Source organism: Streptomyces sp. NPDC090994 (assembly GCF_044768905.1).
In the GTDB taxonomy this organism is placed as follows: Bacteria; Actinomycetota; Actinomycetes; order Streptomycetales; family Streptomycetaceae; genus Streptomyces.
The window spans coordinates 538,229-557,687 of the sequence record NZ_JBIVWS010000003.1; the positions used below are offsets into that span (position 1 = coordinate 538,229).

Consider the following 19,459-nt stretch of genomic DNA (forward strand, 5'->3'; position numbering starts at 1 on the left):
TTTCCGAAGGAATCCCGAATTCAGATCCTGTTACGCCTGCCAGGCGCCTCCTGTTACGCCTGCCAGGCGCCCTCGGCGGCCCGGTGGGCGCTTTCCGGATCGGTCGCCAGGCCCTTCTCGGCCAGCGCGGCGCCGAGCGCGTCCAGACAGCCGCGCACGGCCCCGCGGGTCGCGTGCGGCCCGTAGTGGTTGACCCGGATCATCTCCTTGGCCAGCGCGCCCCCGCCCGCGGCCAGCGGCAGCGCCGGGTTCAGTTCCAGGGCCCGCGCCACCAGCTCCGAGGCGTCCAGTCCGGCCGGCGCCCGCAGCGTCGTGGCGACCGGCGCCGCGTCGCGCGCCGCGCGCACGTACGGCGCCAGGCCCCCGCCCAGCGCCAGGGCGCCCGCGCGGGTGGCCGCCGCGGCCGAGGCGTGCCGCGCCATCACCGACTCCGGGCCCGCCGCCTCGATCCGCTCCAGGCACGCCTCCAGGGCGAGCATCTCCAACTGCGCCGGAGCGTGCGGCAGCGCCGTGCGCCCGCCGTCGATCCAGCGCTCCTTCCAGTCCAGGAGGGAGAGGTACGACCGGCGCGGCGCCCCGGGGTTCGCCGCCATCCGCGCCCAGGCCCGCTCGCTCACCGACACCGCCGATACCCCGGCCGGACCGCCCATCGCCTTCTGCGCCCCGATCACGCACAGGTCCACGCCCCAGGCGTCCGGCAGCACGGGCTCGGCGCCCACGGAGGCCACGGCGTCCAGGTAGAACAGCGCGCCGTGCTCCTTCACCACCGCGCCGATCTCCGCGACCGGGTTGGTGTTCCCGGTCGCCGCCTCGGCGTGCACCAGCGACACGAAGCCGATCTCCGGGTGCTCGGCGAACGCCTCCCGCACCCGGTCCGCCGTCACCGCCTCGTGGAAGGGCACCGCCAGGTCGTGCACCGTCGCGCCGCAGTCCCGCAGCCAGTCGCCGAAGGTCTGCCCGTACGGCCCGGTGATCACGTTCAGCGCCACGGTGTCCGGCCCGGCCGTCCCGCGGATCGCGCCCTCCAGCGGCAGCAGCGCCTCGCCCTGCGTGATCACCACGTCCCGCGTGGTGCCGAGCAGCCGCGCCACCCGGTCCTCGATCGCGGCGAAACGGCCGGCGCTCAGCGGGGGGAGGTCCAGGAAGGGGTGGGTCACGGTGGCGCTCTCTTCACTACAGCACAGGGTCACTGCGTACGGGTGGGCGTACGCGGGCGTACGGGTCGAGGGTAACCGCGGCCCGCCTCCCGACTCGCGCCGGAGCCCGTCCGTTGCGACACGGTCACGCCCGGAACCCCGGCTTCCGCTACGGTGGCGGCCGGTCACCGACCGCACGGCGGACCCCCGGCGGGGGCTGATTAGGCTGCGGGGCATGAGCGATGGCGCGGTGCTGCACGTGAAGGGCCGGGTGCTCGTCGGACCGGAGGAGGTCCGCGACGAGCTGTGGGTGATCGGCGGCCGGGTCTCCTACGACCGTCCGGCCGGCGCCCGGGACGTCCGTACCGTCGAGGGCTGGGCGCTGCCCGGCCTGGTCGACGCCCACTGCCACGTCGGCCTCGACCGGCACGGGGCGGTCCCCGCCGACGTCGCCGAGCGGCAGGCGCTGGCCGACCGGGACGCGGGGGCGCTGCTGCTGCGGGACGCGGGGTCGCCCTCCGACACCCGCTGGGTGGACGACCGCGAGGACCTGCCGAAGATCATCCGGGCCGGGCGGCACATCGCCCGCACCCGCCGCTACATCCGCAACTACGCCTGGGAGGTGGAACCCGAGGACCTGCCCGCCTACGTCGCCCGGGAGGCCCGGCGCGGCGACGGCTGGGTCAAGCTGGTCGGCGACTGGATCGACCGCGACCTCGGGGACCTGTCGGCGTGCTGGCCGCGCGGCGCGGTGGAGGCGGCCATCGCCGAGGCCCACCGCCTGGGCGCCCGCGTCACCGCGCACTGCTTCGCCGAGGACTCCCTGCGCGACCTGGTGGAGGCGGGCATCGACTGCGTCGAACACGCCACCGGCCTCACGGACGACCTGATCCCGCTGTTCGCCTCCCGGGGCGTCGCGATCGTCCCCACCCTGGTCAACATCGCGACCTTCCCGGACCTGGCCGCCGGCGGCGAGGCCAAGTTCCCCCGCTGGTCCGCCCACCTCCGCCGGCTGCACGCCCGCCGCTACGACACCGTCCGCGACGCCCACGACGCCGGCATCCCGGTCTACGTCGGCACGGACGCGGGCGGCACGCTGCCGCACGGGCTGGTCGCGGCGGAGGTCGCGGAACTGGTCACGGCCGGCATCCCGCCGCTCACCGCCCTCTCGGCCGCCACCTGGTCGGCCCGCGCCTGGCTCGGCCGCCCCGCCCTGCACGAGGGCGCCCCGGCCGACCTGGTGGTGTACGAACGCGACCCCCGGGCGGATGTGCGGGTGCTGGGGGCGCCGGCGCGGGTGGTGGTGAACGGGCGGGTGGTGGGGTGACCCCCCGGTGACCGCGCAAGCTGATCCCAGCAGTACGAAGCACCCGGCCTCGACATCGACTCGTTCCCGGCCTCGGAGCGGACGGCCCTCGCCGCCGCCCCCGCCCAGCCCCGCCCGACCGCTCAGCCCCGCCCGACCGCCCGGTCCAGCGCCCGCAGGAAGCCGTCCGTCGTCGCCCGGTCCCGTACCGCCAGCCGCAGCCACTCCTCGTCCAGCCCCGGGAACGTGTCCCCCCGCCGGACCGCGTACCCGAGGTCCCGCAGCCGCCGGCGTACGTCGGCGGCCCCCGGCAGCCGTACCAGGACGAAGGGCCCCTCGGCCGGTTCCACCACTCGCAGCCCCCGCCCGGCGAACTCCTTCAGCCCGGCGACCAGACGGTCCCGGTCGGCGGCGACATGGTGGGCGGCGTGCGCGGCCTCCGCCAGCGCCCGCGGCCCCACGCACGCCTCGGCCGCCGCCAGCGCGGGCGTGGACACCGGCCACAACGGCTGCGCCCGCTCCAGTTCGCCGATGACGTCCGGCGCCGCCAGCACGTACCCGATCCGCAGCCCGGCCAGCCCCCAGGTCTTGGTGAGGCTGCGCAGCACCACCAGACCGGGCACGTCCGTGCGCCCGGCCAGCGCCTCCCGCTCGCCCGGTACCGCGTCCATGAACGCCTCGTCCACCACCAGCGTCCGCCCCGGCCGGGCCAGCCCGGCCAGCACCCCGGCCGGGTGCAGCACCGACGTCGGATTGGTCGGGTTGCCGACCACCACCAGGTCGGCGTCCTCGGGCACGGCCGCCGCGTCCAGCCGGAAGCCGTCCCCGGCCCGCAGCAGCACCCGGTCCACCGTGTGCCCCGCGTCCCGCAGCGCCGCCTCCGGCTCCGTGAACTGCGGGTGCACCACGACCGGGCGGCGCACCTTCAGCGCCCGCGCCAGCAGCACGAACGCCTCCGCCGCGCCCGCCGTCAGCAGCACCCGCTGCACCGGCAGCCCGTGCCGCGCCGCCACCGCCGCCCGCGCCGCCCGGCCGTCCGGGTAGGCCGCGAGCTTGCCGAGCGAGGCCGAGAGGTGCTCGCGCAGCCAGGCCGGCGGGGTGCCCGCGCGGACGTTGACGGCGAGGTCCACCAGCGCGGCCCCGTCGCCCCGGACCTCGGCGTCGCCGTGGTGGCGCAGGTCGTGGCCGCGCCCGGCGGGCACGGTCCCCTCAGTGCGCATGGGAGTGCGCGTGGCCGTGGCCGTGGTGGTGATGACCGTCGTCGTCGGGGTGGAAGTGCGGCTGCTGCGGCGCCCCCACCTTGTCCTCGAAGCCCGGCAGCGCGATGCGGTACACGCACGAGTCGCAGTTCATCCGCAGATCACCGCGCACCGCCTCCTCGTACCGCTCCCACACCAGGTCGAGCAGCTCCGGCTCCGGCCCGATGACGTCCGCCGAACGCACCTGGGTCTCCGGGTGCGCCCCGGCCCACTCCTCGGTCTGGAACCTGACCCGGTCCGGGAGGATGCCGGTGAACAGGAAGTACGGCAGCACCACGATCCGTCGCGCGCCGAGCCGCGCGCACCGCTCCAGGCCGCCCGGCACGTCCGGCTTCGCCAGCGACACGAACGCCGTCTCCACGCCCGCGTACCCCCGGCCCTCCCACAGCAGCCGCGCCGCCTTGAACACCTCGGCGTTGGCGTCCGGGTCGGTCGAGCCCCGCCCGACCAGCAGCACCGTCACCTCGGCCGGGTCCCAGCCGGGGTCCATCGCCTCGGCGAGCCGCCGCTCCAGGACCCGCAGCAGCGCCGGGTGCGGACCCAGCGGACGGCCGTAGGTGTACGAGATCCCGGCGTGCCGTTCCTTCTCGCGGGCCAGCGCCGCCGGGATGTCGCCCTTGGCGTGCCCGGCGGACACCAGCATCAGCGGCACGGCGGCGAACCGGCGCACCCCCCGCTCCACCAGTTCGGCGACCGCGTCGCCCAGCGGCGGCGGGGACAGCTCGATGAACCCGCCGGCGACGGGCAGTTCGGGGTGGCGGCGGCCCAGCTCGCGCACGAAGTCCCGGAACGCCTCGGCCCCGGCGTCGTCCCGGGTGCCGTGTCCGGCGATGAGCAGGGCGGGCGGGGTGGTCACAACGTCTCCTCGAGGAATCGGGAAAAACACGGGGTCATCGGGCGCTCTCCTGCCACCGGTAGCCGCGCGGCGTCACCATGCGCCCGGCGATCTCACGGGTGGCGGTGTTGCCCACGGTGACGACCGTCATCATGTCGACGGTCGCCGGGTCCAGCGCGGCCAGCGAGGTCAGCCGGACCGACTCGTCGGCCCGGGAGGCGTTGCGCACGACGCCCACCGGCGTCGCCGGCTCCCGGTGCTCCGCCAGGATCGCCAGCGCCTTCGGCAACTGCCAGTCGCGGCCCCGGCTGCGCGGGTTGTAGAACGTCACCACCAGGTCGGCCTCGGCCGCCGCGCGCACCCGGCGCTCGATGACCTCCCACGGGGTGTGCAGGTCGGACAGGCTGATGGAGACGTGGTCGTGGCCGAGCGGCGCGCCCAGCACCGCGCCGGCCGCCAGCGCCGCCGTCACCCCGGGCACCCCGACCACGTCGATGTCGTCGGACGCCTCGGCCAGCGCCGGCGAGGCCATGGCGTACACGCCCGCGTCGCCGCTGCCGATCAATGCGACGGCGTGGCCGCGCCGGGCCTCCTCGACGGCGGTGCGGGCCCGCTCCTCCTCGGCGCCGAGCCCGGACTCCAGCACCCGGGTGCCGGGCCGCAGCAGGTCGCGGATCTGGTCGACGTACTGGTCCAGGCCGACCAGCACCGACGCCCGCCGCAGCTCGTCCGCCGCGCGCGGGGTGAGCAGGTCGCGGGCGCCGGGACCGAGCCCGACCACCGCGAGCCGCCCACGCCCGGGACGCCGTACGACGGCACAGGTCGCCATCGCCGGCCGGCCGTCCGCGCGCTGCGACTTCCGCTTGGGCACGAGGAGTTCACCGCCGTGCCGCAGGGCGGCGGCCTCCGCGACGGACGGGGTGCCGACGGCGGCGAGCGGCGCGTCGGAGGGGTGGGGCACCTCGACCCCGGCCAGTTCCCCGGCCGGGTACGTCACCAGGGGCACCCCGAGCCGCTCGGCGGCGGCGACCAGGCCGGGCTCCTCGGCCTTGGCGTCCACGGTGGCCAGTTCGGCGACCGAGGCCGCGGACAGCCCGGCCTCCCGCAGCGCCGCCCCGACCAGCTCCAGCACCTCCTCGGCGGGCGCCCCGCGCGAGGCCCCGACCCCGACGACGAGCGACGGCGGACGCAGGACCACCTCCCCGGCGGTCTCCTCGGCCAGCCGGTCCGTCACCCGCACCGTGCACGCCCCCTCGGCGGCCAGCGGCAGCGGCGGCAGCGGCCAGGGCACCTCGGCCCGCAGCGCCACCGGCTCCCCGTCCAGCAGGGCCCGGGTCACCCCGGCGACATCGCCCTCGACGGGCAGCCCGAGGGTGTCCAGGCCCGGTACGCCCACCGCGTCCGTCGCCGTCGTCACCACCGGCTCGGCGCCCAGCACCCCGGCCACCTCGGCGGCGAGCCCGTTGGCCCCGCCGCCGTGCCCGCCGAGCAGCGACACCGCGAACCGTCCCGCCTCGTCGACGCAGACCACGCCCGGGTCGGTCCGCTTGTCCGCCAGCAGCGGCGCGACGAGCCGCACCACGGCCCCCGTCGCCAGGAAGCACACGAGCTGCTCGCACTGAGCGAACGCGGCCCGTACGGCGTCCGCGACCGGACCCTCGTAGACACGGGTGCGCCCGGGCCAGGCGGCGGCCAGCCGGTCGCGGGCCGCCGCGCCCGCCGCCGTGGCGGAGACAAGGCCGATCACTGGGGGACTCCTTCGGTACGGGTGGGGGCGTCGTCGGTCTTGCGGCCGCGCAGCGCCCTGCGGGCCTGGGGGTCGGCCTTGCGGAAGCCGTGGAAGTGACCCGGGTGGTAGAGGTGCGAGCGGGTGCCGCGCGCGTCGAGGGCCGGACCGACCAGGAACAGCGTGTGCTTCCACAGCTTGTGCTCCTTGACCGTCTCCTCCAGCGTGCCGATCGTGCACCGCACGACCAGCTCCTCCGGCCAGGTCGCCTGGTAGGCGACGACCACCGGCGTGTCCGTCGGGTAGCCGCCCTCCAGCAGCTCCCGCACCAGCTGCCCGCTGCGGGCGGCCGACAGGAACACCGCCATGGTCGTGCCGTGCCGGGCGAACTCCCGGACCTCCTCGCCGGGCGGCATCGGCGTCTTGCCGCCGCCCAGCCGGGTGAGGATGACGGACTGCGCCACCTCCGGGATGGTCAGCTCCCGCCCCGCGAGCGCGGCGACGGCGGAGAACGACGACACGCCGGGCACGATCTCGGTCGCGATGCCGATCGCCGCGCACCGGTCGAGCTGCTCCTGCGTGCCGCCCCACAGCGCCGGGTCGCCGGAGTGCACACGGGCCACGGCCAGACCGCCCCGGTGGGCCCGCTCGTAGACGGCGACGACGTCCTCCAGCGACATCGTCGCGGAGTCGAGCACCTCGGCGCCCTCCCGGGCGTGCTCCAGCACCTCCGCCTGCACCAGGCTGGCCGCCCAGATCACGACATCGGCCTCGGCGATGGCGCGCGCGGCACGGAACGTCAGCAGATCGGCGGCACCGGGGCCGGCACCGACGAAGGTCACCTTGCCCACGGGGGCATCGGCATCGGCCATGGAATCGGGTCCTCTCCTACTCATACTTACTGCGGTTGCCGCTGTCGGACGCGCGGGGACGCGGGCCGATCGGATAGCAAGGGCACATGGCGGTCCTCGTCGCGCTCGGCGCGTTCCTGATGACGCTGGCCGGCGGCTGGACGGCACAGCGCGTGACCGACCGCCGCCACCTGGTGCTGGGCCTGGCCGGGGGCCTGATGCTCGGCGTGGTCGGCCTGGACCTGCTGCCGGAGGCGCTGGAGGCGGCCGGCCGAGAGGTGTTCGGCGTACCGGAAGCCCTGCTGCTGTTCGTCGCCGGCTTTCTCCTGGCCCACCTGGTGGAACGCCTGCTGGCCGCCCGCCGCGCCGCACACGGCGCCGAGGAGGACGGCCACCGCGTGCCCGAGGTGGGCCTGACGGCCGCCGCGGCGATGGTCGGGCACAGCGCGATGGACGGCGTGGCGATCGGCGCGGCCTTCCAGGTCGGCGGCGGCATGGGCACGGCGGTCGCCCTTGCGGTGATCGCCCACGACTTCGCGGACGGCTTCAACACCTACACACTCACCAGCCTCTACGGCAACGCCCGCCGCCGCGCCGTCGCCATGCTGGTCGCCGACGCCTGCGCCCCCGTGCTTGGCGCGGCCTCGACCCTCCTGTTCACCATCCCGGAACAGGCCCTCGGCGCCTATCTCGGCCTCTTCGGCGGCGTCCTGCTCTACCTCGCCGCCGCCGAGATCCTCCCCGAGGCCCACCACGAGCACCCCGCCCGCTCGACCCTGCTGTGCACGGTCGCCGGGGCGGGGTTCATCTGGCTGGTGGTCGGCATCGCCGAGTAGCGCGGGGGAACCGGTCACAGTTTCCCGCCCCGCCCGCCGTCCCGCCGCGCGGGCGCGATCAGCGTCGACAGGTACGGCAGGGGAGTGCCGTCGAGAGCGGCGGCCGGCCGGATCGACTCCTCCGCCAGCCCCAGCGCCGACCCCCACACGGCGTCGTCCAGCCGCCCGGTCTCCCGCAGCGCCTCGGCCACCTCGGCCGCCTGCCGCCCGAACTTGTACGCCACCACCGTCCCCGGCCCGTTCAGCGCGTCCTTCAGCACGGCGGCCCCCGCGGTGACCGGCACCAGCGTCAGCGGCTCGGTCCCCTCGGTCAGCACGGCCCCGGACCGCGCCGCGAGGTCCTGCATGGCGGTGATCCCGGGGACGGTCTCCACGACCGTCCCCGGCACGGCCGCGGCGACGGTCTGGGCGAGGTAGGTGAACGTCGAGTACACATTGGGGTCGCCGATGGTCGCGAAGGCGACCGAGCCGTGGGAGCGCAGCAGCCCGGCCACCGTCTCGCCGGCCGCGTCCCAGGCGGCCTCCCGCCGCGCCCGGTCACTGCGCTCGTTGAGCGCGAACACCACGCGGCGGATCTTCTCCGGCGCCACGTAGTGCAGGACGGTCGCCTCGGCCCGCCCCCGCTCGCCGGTGTCCATCACGGGTACGACGACGACCTCGGCGGCCCGCAGCGCGTTGACCCCCTTGACGGTCACCAGCTCGGGGTCGCCGGGACCGACTCCCACTCCGGTCAGCGTGTTGCTCATGACGTCCGGCACCTCTCCACGAACCGACGGGCGACACCGGGCTCGGACGCCCAGTGCGTGTGCAGATAGCTCGCGTGCACACCCCGCTGTACAAAACCCTCCAGGCGCCGTTCGGGCGCTCGCGTCCCCCACGCCGGAGCCGCACCGGCCCCCGGCTCGACCACCGTCCGGTGGAACTCGTGCCCCCGCATCCGCGTCCCGGCGGCGGCCAGGGCGCTGTCGGAGACGGCCACCGCGTCCCGGTAGCCCAGCGTCAGCCGCTCGCCCATCCGCGCGGCGGCGTCCAGCACCCCGCACATCGGCGTTCCGTCCAGCTCCCGGCACAGGTACAGCAGCCCGGCACACTCGGCGGCCACCGGAGCACCGCGCTCCGCGAGCCGCGCGACCGACTTCCGCAGCGGCTCGTTGGCGGACAGCTCGGCGGCGTACACCTCCGGGAAGCCCCCGCCGATCACCAGCCCGTCCGTCCCCTCGGGCAACTCCTCGTCCCGCAGCGGATCGAAGGGCACGACCTCCGCTCCGGCGGCGGTGAGCAGCTCGGTGTGCTCGGCGTAGGAGAACGTGAACGCGGCCCCGCCGGCGACGGCGACGCGGGCCTTCGGCACCTTCTCCGTGGGCGGGTGGTGGGCGGGCGAAGGCCCGGGGGTCCAGGGGGCGGAGCCCCCTGGCAGCGGCCCGGCGGCCCGGGCGAGCGCCTCAAGGGCGTCCAGATCACATCCCTGGGACACCAGCACCCGCATCGAGTCGACGGCCTCGACAGCCTGGCTCCCCCGCTCGGCGACCGGCACCAGCCCCAGATGCCGAGACGGCACCCCGACCGGCGCGGCCCGCCGCAGCGCCCCCAGCACCGGCACCCCGGTCGACTGCAACGCCTCCCGCAGCACAGCCTCGTGCCGGTCCGACCCGACCTTGTTCAGGATCACGCCCCCGACCCGCACCTGAGGGTCCCAGGAGACGAACCCGTGCACCAGCGCCGCCACCGACCGCGCCTGCGCGGACGCGTCGACGACCAGCACGACCGGCGCCCGCAGCAGCTTGGCCACGTGCGCGGTGGACGCCAGCTCCCCTTCCCCCGACGCCCCGTCGTACAGCCCCATCACGCCTTCGACGACCGCGAGGTCGCACCCGGCGGCCCCGTGCAGGAACAGCGGAGCGATCAGCTCCGCGCCGCACAGGTAGGCGTCGAGGTTGCGTCCCACGCGCCCGGTGGCGAGCGCGTGGTACCCGGGGTCGATGTAGTCCGGCCCGACCTTGTGCGGGGACACGGTCAGCCCCCGCGCGGCGAACGCGGCCATCAGCCCGGTGGCGACGGTGGTCTTGCCGCTCCCCGAGGAGGGCGCGGCGATGACCAGCCGGGGAACGGAGGAGGTCACCACTCGATGCCCCTCTGCCCCTTCTGCCCGGCGTCCATCGGATGCTTGACCTTGGACATGTCGGTGACCAGGTCCGCGAACTCCACGAGCTTCTCCGGCGCGTTCCGCCCGGTGATCACGACATGCTGGGTACCGGGCCGGTCCCGCAGCACCTGCACCACCTCGTCGGTGTCCACCCACCCCCAGTGCATCGGGTAGGCGAACTCGTCGAGCACGTACAGCCTGTACGTCTCGGCGGCCAGGTCCCGCTTGACCTGCTCCCAGCCCTCGCGGGCCTTCTCCTCGTTGGTCGCATTGTCGCCGTGCGTGTCACGCTGGACCCACGACCAGCCCTCGCCCATCTTGTGCCAGTCCACGGAGCCGCCCTCGCCGCTGGCGCCCAGCACCCGCAGCGCGTTCTCCTCGCCGACCTTCCACTTCGCCGACTTGACGAACTGGAACACCCCGATCGGCCACCCCTGGTTCCAGGCCCGCAGCGCCAGCCCGAAGGCGGCGGTCGACTTCCCCTTGCCGATCCCGGTGTGCACGACGACCAGCGGCCGGTTGCGCCGCTGCCGGGTCGTCAGGCCGTCGTCCGGAATCACACTCGGCTGTCCCTGCGGCATCAGGCCGCCCTCCTGTTTCCCTGTACGTCCTTGACCAGCCCGGCGATCGAGTCCGCCCGCAGCTCGTCCAGCGTCACGGCGGTACCGCCCAGCTCGCCCGCGAGCTGCCCGGCGAGCCCCAGCCGCACCGGCCCCGCCTCGCAGTCCACGACCACGGAGGCGACGCCGTCGGCCGCGAACAGCCGCGCCGCCCGCCCGGCCAGCGCCACCGGCTCCGGACCACCGGTCGCCCGTCCGTCGGTCACCACCACGACCAGCGCCCGCCGCGCCGGGTCCCGCAGCCGCTCCACGCGCAGCACCTCGTGGGCGCGCAGCAGCCCGGCCGCGAGCGGCGTGCGCCCGCCCGTGGGCAGCGACTCCAGGCGGGCCGCCGCCGCGTCCACCGACGAGGTCGGCGGCAGCGCGACGTCGGCCGCCGTTCCCCGGAAGGTCACCAGCCCCACCTTGTCCCGCCGCTGGTAGGCGTCGAGCAGCAGCGACAGCACGGCCCCCTTCACGGCGCTCATCCGCTGCCGCGCGGCCATCGACCCGGAGGCGTCCACCACGAACAGCACGAGGTTGCCCTCGCGGCCCTCCCGCGTCGCCTGCCGCAGGTCGTCCCGCCGGATCACCAGCCCCGGCCCCGACCGGCCCCGCGCCCGCTGGTGCGGCGCCGCGGCCTGCACGGTCGCGGCCAGGTGCAGCTTGGTCAGCGCGCCCCGGGGCCGCCGGGCCCCGGTGGTCCGCCCGTGCTCGGTCCGCGCGCGCGAACGCCGCCCGGCGGCCCCCTCGCCCAGTCCGGGCACGCTCAGCACCTTGGTACGGAACGGCTCCGCGGCCCGCGCGGGCTGCTGCTCGCCGCCACCGCCACCGGACGGCTGCGGCTCGCCGCCCTCCCCGGCCTCGGGCCGCGCGGCGGTGTCACCGCCCTGCGGACCGTCGTCCTCGGGAGCCGGCTGCCCACCGCCCCCGCCCGGACCACCGGGCCCGTCGGGGTCGTCGTCCCCGTCGCCCTGGTCCTGGCCGCCGAACTCCTCCAGCGTCTCGTCGAGCTTGTCCTCGTCCAGCCCCGGCGCGTCGAACGGATTGCGCCGCCGCCGGTGCGGCAGGGCCAGCAGCGCGGCCTGCCGCACGTCCTCCGCCAGCACCTCGGTCCGCCCGGCCCACGCCGCCAGCGCGGTCGCCGTGCGCGCCATGACGATGTCGGCCCGCATCCCGTCCACCTCGAACGCCGCACAGGTCGCCGCGATCTGCCGCAGCGCCCCGTCCCCGAGCCGTACCGACGGCAGCAGTTCCCGCGCCGCCGCGATCCGCGCCCGTACGGCGGCCTCCTCGTCGGCCCAGCGCGCCGCGAAACCGTCGGGGTCGTCGTCGTAGGCGAGCCGCCGCCGGACGACCTCCACCCGCTGGTCGGGTTCGCGGGAGGCGGCGACCTCGACGGTCAGCCCGAACCGGTCGAGGAGCTGCGGCCGCAGCTCGCCCTCCTCCGGGTTCATGGTCCCGACCAGCAGGAACCGCGCGGCATGCCGCACGGAGACGCCCTCGCGCTCGACGTACGAGGCACCCATCGCCGCCGCGTCCAGCAGCAGGTCGACCAGGTGGTCGTGGAGCAGGTTGACCTCGTCGACGTACAGGATGCCGCGGTGCGCGTCGGCCAGCAGTCCCGGCTCGAACGCCTTGACGCCCTCCGAGAGCGCCCGCTCGATGTCCAGCGCGCCGACCAGCCGGTCCTCGGAGGCCCCGACCGGCAGCTCCACCATCCGCGCCGGCCGCGACTCGAACGCCCCCGGCTGGTGCGGCCCGTCCGGGCAGGCCGGGTCGGGGGAGCCGGGGTCACAGGAGAAACGGCACCCGGAGACGACGTCCACCCCCGGCATCAGCGCCGACAGCGCCCGCACGGCCGTCGACTTGGCGGTGCCCTTCTCACCGCGCACCAGCACGCCGCCGACCGCCGGGGAGACGGCGTTCAGCAGCAGCGCGAGGCGCAGGTCGTCCTGGCCGACGACGGCCGTGAACGGGAACGGGGTCGTGGTCACTGGTCGTCACCCTCCAAGTCGCCCTCGAGCTCCAGATACGTGGCACGCAGCCGCTCCAGCGTCTGAGCGTCCGGCTCGGCCCACAGCCCCCGGTCGGCCGCCTCCAGCAGCCGTTCCGTGATCCCGCGCAGCGCCCAGGGGTTGGACTTCTTCATGAAGTCCCGGTTCTCCGGGTCGAAGACGTACTCGGCGCTGAGCTTCTCGTACATCCAGTCGTCCACGACCCCGGCCGTGGCGTCGTACCCGAACAGGTAGTCCACGGTCGCCGCCATCTCGAAGGCGCCCTTGTAGCCGTGCCGCCGCATCGCCGCCATCCAGCGCGGGTTGACCACCCGGGCACGGAACACGCGGTGCGTCTCCTCGCCCAGCGTCCGCGTCTTCACCTGGTCGGGGGTGGCGGAGTCACCGACGTACGCCTCGGGGCTCGCGCCCGTCAGGTGCCGGACCATCGCCACCATGCCGCCGTGGTACTGGAAGTAGTCGTCGGCGTCGACGAGGTCGTGCTCGCGGGTGTCGACGTTCTTGGCGGCGACGGCGATCCGCCGGAACGCCGTCTCCATGTCCCCCCGGGCCGCCCGCCCGTCCAGCCCCCGCCCGTAGGCGTAGCCGCCCCACACCGCGTACACCTCGGCGAGGTCCGCGTCGGAGCGCCAGTTGCGGGCGTCGATCAGCGGCAGCAGACCCGCGCCGTACGCCCCCGGCTTGGAACCGAAGACACGGGCCGTCGCGCGCCGCCGGTCGCCGTGCTCGGCGGTGTCCTCGTCGGCGTGCGCCCGTACGTAGTTGGCGTCGGCGGGCTCGTCCAGCTCCGCCACCGCCCGTACCGCGTCGTCGATCAACCCCACCACGTGCGGGAACGCGTCCCGGAAGAAGCCCGAGATGCGGACCGTGACGTCGATGCGCGGCCGGCCCAGCTCGCTCACCGGCACCACCTCGAAGCCGGTCACCCGGCGCGAGGCGTCGTCCCACACCGGGCGGCAGCCCAGCAGCGCCAGGATCTCGGCGATGTCGTCGCCCTGGGTGCGCATCGCGGACGTGCCCCACACGGTCAGGCCGACCGACTTCGGATACTCACCCGTGTCCGTCAGGTACCGCTGGACCAGGGAGTCCGCCAGCGACTGCCCCACCTCCCAGCTCAGCCGGGACGGGATCGCCTTGGGGTCGACGGAGTAGAAGTTCCGGCCGGTCGGCAGGACGTTGACCAGCCCGCGGGTCGGCGAGCCGGACGGCCCCGCCGGTACGTAACCGCCGTCCAGCGCCCGCAGGATGTGCCCGATCTCGTCCGTCGTGCGGGCGAGCCGCGGCACGACCTCGACGCAGGCGAACTCCAGCACGGCGACCGCCTCGGGCAGTCCGGTGCCCAGCACCTCCCGCACCAGACCGGGGACGGCCGCCACCGCCCAGTCCCGCTCCTCCATGCCCTCCGCGAACCGCCGGCAGAGCTGCTCCAGCAGGTCGATCGCGTCGGCGCCGGTCCGGGCCGGACCGTCCACCAGCTCGGTCAGCTCCCCCGGCACCTTCACCGGGGCGCCCGGCTCGGCCAGCAGCTCCTTCTCCACCAGCCCGAAGTGCGCGGCCAGCGCCGCCCGCAGCCCGGGCAGGGCGTTGGCCTGGCCGCCCCACACCTGGGAGGCGCGCAGCACGGCGAGGACCAGGTTGACGCGCGGTTCACCGACCGGGCCGCCGCCCAGGATGTGCAGGCCGTCGCGGATCTGCACGTCCTTGATCTCGCACAGATAGCCGTCGATGTGCATGACGAACTCGTCGAACGCGTCGTCGTCCGGCTGGTCGTCCACGTGCAGGTCGTGGTGGAGTTCCGCCGCCTTGACCAGGGTCCAGATCTGCGCCCGCACGGCCGGAGCCTTCGCCGGGTCCAGGTCGGAGACGAGCGCGTACTCGTCGAGCAGCTGCTCCAGCTTGGCCAGGTCGCCGTAGGTGTCGGCGCGGGCCATCGGCGGCACCAGGTGGTCGACGACCGTGGCGTGGCCGCGCCGCTTGGCCTGGGTGCCCTCGCCGGGGTCGTTGACGATGAACGGGTAGATGAGCGGCAGGTCGCCCAGCACCGCGTCGGGCGCGCAGCCGGCGCTCAGCCCGAGCCCCTTGCCCGGCAGCCACTCCATCGTGCCGTGCTTGCCCATGTGCACGATCGCGTCGGCGCCGAAGCTGTGGTCCAGCCAGCGGTAGGCGGCCAGGTAGTGGTGGGACGGCGGCATGTCGGGGTCGTGGTAGATCGCGATCGGGTTCTCCCCGAAGCCGCGCGGCGGCTGGATCATCACGACCACGTTCCCGAACTGGAGGGACGCCAGCACGATGTCGTCGCCGTCCACGTACAGCGAACCCGGCGGCTCGCCCCACGCCTCCAGCATCGCCTCCTTCAGCGACGGGTCGAGCGTCTCGAACCACGCCCGGTAGTCCGCCAGCGGCACCCGCGCGGGCGCCGCCGCCAACTGGTCCTCCGTCAGCCACTCCACGTCATGGCCGCCGGCCTCGATCAGCCGGTGGATCAGCTCGTCGCCGCCGGAGGGGTACCCGTCGACCGCGTAGCCCGCCGCCCGCAGCGCGTCCAGCACCCGCACCGCCGACGCCGGCGTGTCCAGACCCACCGCGTTGCCGACCCGCGAGTGCTTGGTCGGGTACGCCGTGAAGACCAGCGCCAGCTTCTTCTCCGCGTTCGCCTTGTGCCCCAGAGCCGCGTGCCGTACGGCGATCCCGGCGACCCGCCCGGCCCGCTCGGGGTCGGCCACGTACACCGGCACTTCGTCCGGTCCCTGCTCCTTGAAGGAGAACGGCACCGTGACCAGGCGCCCGTCGAACTCCGGGATGGCGACCTGCATCGCCGCGTCCATGGGGGAGAGGGCGGCGTCGGACGCCTCCCAGGCCGCCTTCGACGAGGTGAGGCAGAGCCCTTGCAGCACCGGCACGTTCAGGTCGGCGAGCGCGCCGATGTCCCACGCCTCCTCGTCACCGCCGGCCGACGCCTGCGAGGCGTGCGTGCCGCCGGCCGCGAGGACGGTGGCGACCAGGGCGTCCGCCCGGCCCAGCAGCTCGTACAGCCCGGCGTCGGCGCCGCGCAGCGAACCGCAGTACACGGGGAGCGCGTTGGCGCCCTTCGCCTCGATCGCGTCGCACAGGGTGTCCACGAAGGCGGTGTTGCCGCTCAGTTCGTGGGCCCGGTAGAAGAGCACGCCGACGGTCGGGCGGCCCTCGGCGTACGGGCGGTCGCCGTGGACGCCGTACTCCGGCATCTTCCGCGGCTCGTCGAAGCCCTCGCCGGTCAGCAGCACGGTGTCGGAGAGGAACCGGGCGAGCTGGGTGAGGTTGTCCGGGCCGCCCTCGACCAGGTAGCGCAGCGCCTCCGCGACCACGCCGGCCGGCACCGACGACTCCGCCATCAGCTCCGCGTCCGGCACGGACTCCCCGCCGAGCAGCACGGTCGGCAGCCCGGACGCCTTCAGCGCGGCCAGCCCGTCCTCCCAGGCCCGCTTCCCGCCGAGCAGCCGTACGACGACCAGGTCCGCGCCGTCGACCAGCGCGGGCAGCTCCTCCCGGACGTCGACCCGGGTGGGGTTGCCGATCCGGTACGAGGCACCGGAGGCGGCGCGGGCCGCCAGCAGATCCGTGTCGGCGGTCGACAACAACAAGACAGTGCTCATACGGGCGCTCCCGGTGGAATGAAGGGCAGTCCTTGTGGCGCGCCGGACTCGATGAGCCGCCACAGCGCGTCCGTGTCCGCGTGCTGTTCGATCAGGTCGCCGAGCCGGTCGAGCTGCTGCTCGCGCAGCGCGGCGAACGAGGTGTCGGGGGCCGGCACGAAGCGGCGGCCCGCGGCGGCGGCCACCTCGCGCAGGAACGCCCGCCGGAACCCGTCCGACTCCAGCGAACCGTGCCAGTGCGTGCCCCAGGTCTGCCCGACCCGGCAGCCGTCGAGGAAGGGTTCGCCGCCCTCCACGGAGGCGACCCCGTGATGGATCTCGTACCCCTCCACCCGCTCCCCGAGGGCCTCGCCCACCGGCCGGGTGAGCGTCTTCTCGCGGGCGAACTGCACCCGCACGGGCAGCACGCCGAGCCCGTCGACGTGCCCGGCGCGCGACTCGACGTCGTCCTCGATGTGCTCGCCGAGGAGCTGGAACCCGCCGCAGACACCGAGCACCGGCCGGCCCTCGGCGGCCCGGCGCGCCAGGGCGTCCGCCAGTCCCCGCTCCCGCAGCCACTGAAGCGCCCGGACCGTCCCCCGCGTCCCCGGCACGACGACGAGGTCCGCGTCGGCCAGCTCCTCCGGCCGGTCCACGAACCGCACGACGACGCCCGGCTCGGCGGCCAGCGCGTCGACGTCCGTGAAGTTGGACATGAGGGGGACCGCGCAGACGGCGACCCGCAGCACGTCCTCGCCGACGGGGGCGGTGACCCGGGACTCCCGGACGGCGCCGCGCAGCGACACCGCCATCCCGTCCTCCTCGTCGATGCCGAGCCCGTGCCGGTACGGCAGCACGCCGTACGCGGGCCGCCCGGTGAGCCCGCGCAGCATCTCCAGCCCCGGTTCCAGCAGCGAGACGTCGCCCCGGAACTTGTTCACCAGGAACCCGGCGACCAGCGCCTGGTCCTCGGGCGCCAGCAGCGCCACCGTGCCGAAGAACGAGGCGAAGACCCCGCCGCGGTCGATGTCCCCGACGACGAGGACGGGCAGCCCGGCACCCCGCGCGATGCCCATGTTCACGATGTCGGTCCGGCGCAGGTTGATCTCGGCCGGACTGCCCGCCCCCTCGCAGATCACCGCGTCATACGTGCCCCGCAGCTCGGCCAGGCACTCCAGCACGGTGCCGAGCAGCCGCTGCTGCCGCCCGCCGTGGTAGCCGCGGGCGCTCATCTCACCGACCGGCCTGCCCAGCAGCACGACCTGGCTGCTCTGTTCGCCGCCCGGCTTCAGCAGGACGGGGTTCATCAGCGCGGTCGGCTCCACGCGGCACGCCTGCGCCTGCATGGCCTGCGCCCGCCCGATCTCGGCGCCCTCCCGCGTCACGAACGAGTTGAGGGACATGTTCTGCGCCTTGAACGGCGCCACCTTCACGCCCTGCCGCACCAGCCACCGGCAGATCCCGGCGGTCACGACGCTCTTCCCGGCGTCGGAGGTGGTACCGGCGACGAGCAGACCGCCGTTCATGCCGTACGTCCTTTCCTCAGTCGCGCTCCCACGATCCGTGCGCCCGCGCACACGCCCAGCGCGAGCCAGCTCACGCGCCGGGACAGCCGTACCGCGCGGTCGATGTCGGCGACCCGCACGGCGCGTCCGGCGGCCCCGTTGAGCACGGGCCGGTGCTCCACCCGGCCGCCGTAGGACAGGGTTCCGCCCAGCCGCACCCCGAGGGCGCCCGCGAAGGACGCCTCGACCGGCCCGGCGTTGGGGCTCGGGTGCCGGCCGGCGTCGGCCCGCCAGGCCCGTACGGCACCCCGCGGGTCGCCCCCGGCCGCCGTGGCCAGTGCGGCGGTCAGCCGGGCGCCCGGCCAGCCGGCCACGTCGTCGAGCCGGGCCGAGGCCCAGCCGTAGCGCCGGTAGCGGGGCGACTTGTGTCCGACCATGGCGTCGAGGGTGTTGACGGCACGGAAGCCGAGCAGCCCGGGGACCCCGGCCACGGCGCCCCACACCAGGGCGCCCACCACCGCGTCGGAGGTGTTCTCGGCGACGGACTCCACCACCGCCCGGGCGATCCCGTCGGCGTCCAGGGCCTGCGGGTCCCGCCCGCACAGGTGCGGCAGCCGGGCCCGGGCCCCTGCCACGTCCCCGGCCTCCAGCGCCCGCCCGATCGCGGAAGCCTCCCGGGCCAGCGAGGTCCCGCCGACCACGGCCCAGGTGGCGGCGCCCGTCAGCGCGACGGAGGCGGCGGGGCAGGGGCGTACGGCACGGGCGGCGACGGCACCGAGGGCGACGGCGCCACCGGCGCATACGGCGGTGTGCAGGGCGCCCCGGCCCCGGTGGTCACGCCACAGCAGTTGTTCCACGGCACCGGCGGCACGGCCGAACACGGCGACCGGATGCCCGCGGCGGGGGTCGCCGAGGAGCAGGTCACTGAGGAGGCCGGCGGCGGCGCCGTACGCGAAGACGCGTCCGGCACGCACGGGAGTTCAGCCGGTCACGCGGGGGGAGGGGGAACCGGGCCTGCGGTCCGAACGGCAGCCGAGCATCGCGTTATGTCCTCACTCAGGGTGTCCACGCCCTGGTTCGACGAGACCGGCGGTGAGAGTTCCTGACTCCCGGGGAGTGCTCCCCGGTCACAGTGGCGGGACCGCGCCGGATTCGCACCGGGCTTCCTCTCCTGCCGCCGTACATGGCCCCGGAAGTCCACCACGGGCCGAGAACGCCCGTCAACTTGCCGTTGACCTGCACGGGGGGAGTGTGCTGAGGCCCACACGCGGGGTACGGGGTGCGGACACGAAGCCGCCCTGCCGGAAGCACCCGCAGGGCGCCCGGCAGGGCGGCGACAAGGGAGGCGGGGAAGCGGGGGAGGGGGAGCGGGGGAGGGGGGAGGGGGCGTCAGGCCACGATCAGATAGATCCCGTACGCCACCGCCGCCGCGCACGCCGCGAAGCACACGTACGCGCCGGTGACCGCGAGGCCGGCGGAACCGCCCCGCTCGGCGGCCCGCTCCTGGCGGGACAGGCCGGCGATGCCGAGGGTGAACAGGGCCACCAGGGCGACGGTGGCCACGAGGCCGACCCCGAAGACGGAGCCGAGGGCTGCCCAGTCGATCTTCATCGTGCTTCTCTTCTCCTGATGTC

The 19,459-nt window shown here is 75.3% G+C and carries 15 protein-coding genes and 1 riboswitch; of the genes, 2 read left to right on the plus strand and 13 right to left on the minus strand.

The window, feature by feature from the left end:
* Positions 1–53: 53 nt before the first annotated feature.
* Positions 54–1,157, minus strand: a complete 1,104-nt coding sequence (locus ACIQR3_RS09835; protein ID WP_403536604.1) for a pyridoxal-phosphate-dependent aminotransferase family protein — start codon at positions 1,155–1,157, stop codon at positions 54–56.
* Between the two features lie 214 nt (positions 1,158–1,371).
* Here ACIQR3_RS09835 and ACIQR3_RS09840 point away from each other — a divergent pair, with 214 nt between their 5' ends.
* Positions 1,372–2,463, plus strand: a complete 1,092-nt coding sequence (locus tag ACIQR3_RS09840; RefSeq protein WP_403536606.1) for an amidohydrolase family protein — start codon at positions 1,372–1,374, stop codon at positions 2,461–2,463.
* 122 nt (positions 2,464–2,585) lie between these two features.
* Here the strand turns inward: ACIQR3_RS09840 and cobC are convergent, their stop codons facing one another.
* The 4 genes from cobC to cobM are packed head-to-tail and all read right to left on the minus strand — an operon-like array spanning position 2,586 to position 7,134.
* Positions 2,586–3,662: an Rv2231c family pyridoxal phosphate-dependent protein CobC gene (gene cobC / locus ACIQR3_RS09845; protein WP_403536609.1), complete on the minus strand. Its 1,077-nt coding sequence runs from the start codon at positions 3,660–3,662 to the stop codon at positions 2,586–2,588.
* A complete protein-coding gene (locus ACIQR3_RS09850) occupies positions 3,652–4,557 on the minus strand; it encodes a sirohydrochlorin chelatase (RefSeq protein ID WP_403536612.1) in 906 nt (301 codons plus the stop codon). Before ACIQR3_RS09850 ends, cobC begins: the two co-directional genes overlap by 11 nt.
* 34 nt (positions 4,558–4,591) lie before the next feature.
* A complete protein-coding gene (gene cobJ / locus ACIQR3_RS09855; protein WP_403536615.1) occupies positions 4,592–6,283 on the minus strand; it encodes a precorrin-3B C(17)-methyltransferase in 1,692 nt (563 codons plus the stop codon).
* Positions 6,280–7,134 (minus strand): precorrin-4 C(11)-methyltransferase, encoded by an 855-nt coding sequence (cobM, locus tag ACIQR3_RS09860; protein WP_403536618.1) that lies wholly within the window; start codon positions 7,132–7,134, stop codon positions 6,280–6,282. The genes cobJ and cobM overlap by 4 nt, the downstream gene beginning before the upstream one ends.
* Before the next feature lie 86 nt (positions 7,135–7,220).
* Between cobM and ACIQR3_RS09865 the strand changes: the two genes are divergently transcribed.
* Positions 7,221–7,949 (plus strand): ZIP family metal transporter, encoded by a 729-nt coding sequence (locus tag ACIQR3_RS09865; RefSeq protein ID WP_403536621.1) that lies wholly within the window; start codon positions 7,221–7,223, stop codon positions 7,947–7,949.
* A gap of 14 nt (positions 7,950–7,963) precedes the next feature.
* Here ACIQR3_RS09865 and cobI read toward each other — a convergent pair whose 3' ends face one another.
* The 8 genes from cobI to ACIQR3_RS09905 form a co-directional block, all read right to left on the minus strand.
* Entirely contained in the window at positions 7,964–8,695 is a 732-nt protein-coding gene (gene cobI / locus ACIQR3_RS09870; protein WP_403536624.1) for a precorrin-2 C(20)-methyltransferase, read from the minus strand.
* Complete coding sequence (locus ACIQR3_RS09875; protein ID WP_403536626.1) at positions 8,692–10,068, minus strand: cobyrinate a,c-diamide synthase; 1,377 nt, start codon at positions 10,066–10,068, stop codon at positions 8,692–8,694. The genes cobI and ACIQR3_RS09875 overlap by 4 nt, the downstream gene beginning before the upstream one ends.
* Positions 10,065–10,673, minus strand: coding sequence for a cob(I)yrinic acid a,c-diamide adenosyltransferase (gene cobO / locus ACIQR3_RS09880; RefSeq protein ID WP_403536629.1), 609 nt, complete (start codon positions 10,671–10,673; stop codon positions 10,065–10,067). The genes ACIQR3_RS09875 and cobO overlap by 4 nt, the downstream gene beginning before the upstream one ends.
* Complete coding sequence (locus tag ACIQR3_RS09885) at positions 10,673–12,688, minus strand: putative cobaltochelatase (protein WP_403536630.1); 2,016 nt, start codon at positions 12,686–12,688, stop codon at positions 10,673–10,675. The genes cobO and ACIQR3_RS09885 overlap by 1 nt, the downstream gene beginning before the upstream one ends.
* Positions 12,685–16,341 carry a cobaltochelatase subunit CobN gene (cobN, locus tag ACIQR3_RS09890; RefSeq protein ID WP_403536632.1) on the minus strand — a complete coding sequence of 1,219 codons (3,657 nt, stop codon included), beginning with the start codon at positions 16,339–16,341 and terminating at the stop codon, positions 12,685–12,687. Before cobN ends, ACIQR3_RS09885 begins: the two co-directional genes overlap by 4 nt.
* Positions 16,338–17,846, minus strand: a complete 1,509-nt coding sequence (locus ACIQR3_RS09895) for a cobyric acid synthase (RefSeq protein ID WP_403536635.1) — start codon at positions 17,844–17,846, stop codon at positions 16,338–16,340. The genes cobN and ACIQR3_RS09895 overlap by 4 nt, the downstream gene beginning before the upstream one ends.
* Entirely contained in the window at positions 17,843–18,799 is a 957-nt protein-coding gene (locus ACIQR3_RS09900; RefSeq protein ID WP_403536638.1) for a cobalamin biosynthesis protein, read from the minus strand. The genes ACIQR3_RS09895 and ACIQR3_RS09900 overlap by 4 nt, the downstream gene beginning before the upstream one ends.
* A gap of 122 nt (positions 18,800–18,921) precedes the next feature.
* Positions 18,922–18,995: riboswitch (cobalamin riboswitch) on the minus strand.
* Positions 18,996–19,214: 219 nt separating this feature from the next.
* Positions 19,215–19,436, minus strand: a complete 222-nt coding sequence (locus tag ACIQR3_RS09905; protein WP_215167070.1) for a hypothetical protein — start codon at positions 19,434–19,436, stop codon at positions 19,215–19,217.
* Positions 19,437–19,459: the final 23 nt, after the last annotated feature.

What these genes read in the sequence shown, in the direction of transcription:
- ACIQR3_RS09840 (WP_403536606.1), top strand. Translation starts at nt 1,372, where the DNA reads ATGAGCGATGGCGCGGTGCTGCACGTGAAGGGCCGGGTGCTCGTCGGA.
- cobC (WP_403536609.1), bottom strand. Translation starts at nt 3,662, where the DNA reads ATGCGCACTGAGGGGACCGTGCCCGCCGGGCGCGGCCACGACCTGCGC.
- cobM (WP_403536618.1), bottom strand. Translation starts at nt 7,134, where the DNA reads ATGGCCGATGCCGATGCCCCCGTGGGCAAGGTGACCTTCGTCGGTGCC.
- ACIQR3_RS09865 (WP_403536621.1), top strand. Translation starts at nt 7,221, where the DNA reads ATGGCGGTCCTCGTCGCGCTCGGCGCGTTCCTGATGACGCTGGCCGGC.
- cobI (WP_403536624.1), bottom strand. Translation starts at nt 8,695, where the DNA reads ATGAGCAACACGCTGACCGGAGTGGGAGTCGGTCCCGGCGACCCCGAG.
- cobO (WP_403536629.1), bottom strand. Translation starts at nt 10,673, where the DNA reads ATGCCGCAGGGACAGCCGAGTGTGATTCCGGACGACGGCCTGACGACC.
- cobN (WP_403536632.1), bottom strand. Translation starts at nt 16,341, where the DNA reads ATGAGCACTGTCTTGTTGTTGTCGACCGCCGACACGGATCTGCTGGCG.
- ACIQR3_RS09895 (WP_403536635.1), bottom strand. Translation starts at nt 17,846, where the DNA reads ATGAACGGCGGTCTGCTCGTCGCCGGTACCACCTCCGACGCCGGGAAG.
- ACIQR3_RS09905 (WP_215167070.1), bottom strand. Translation starts at nt 19,436, where the DNA reads ATGAAGATCGACTGGGCAGCCCTCGGCTCCGTCTTCGGGGTCGGCCTC.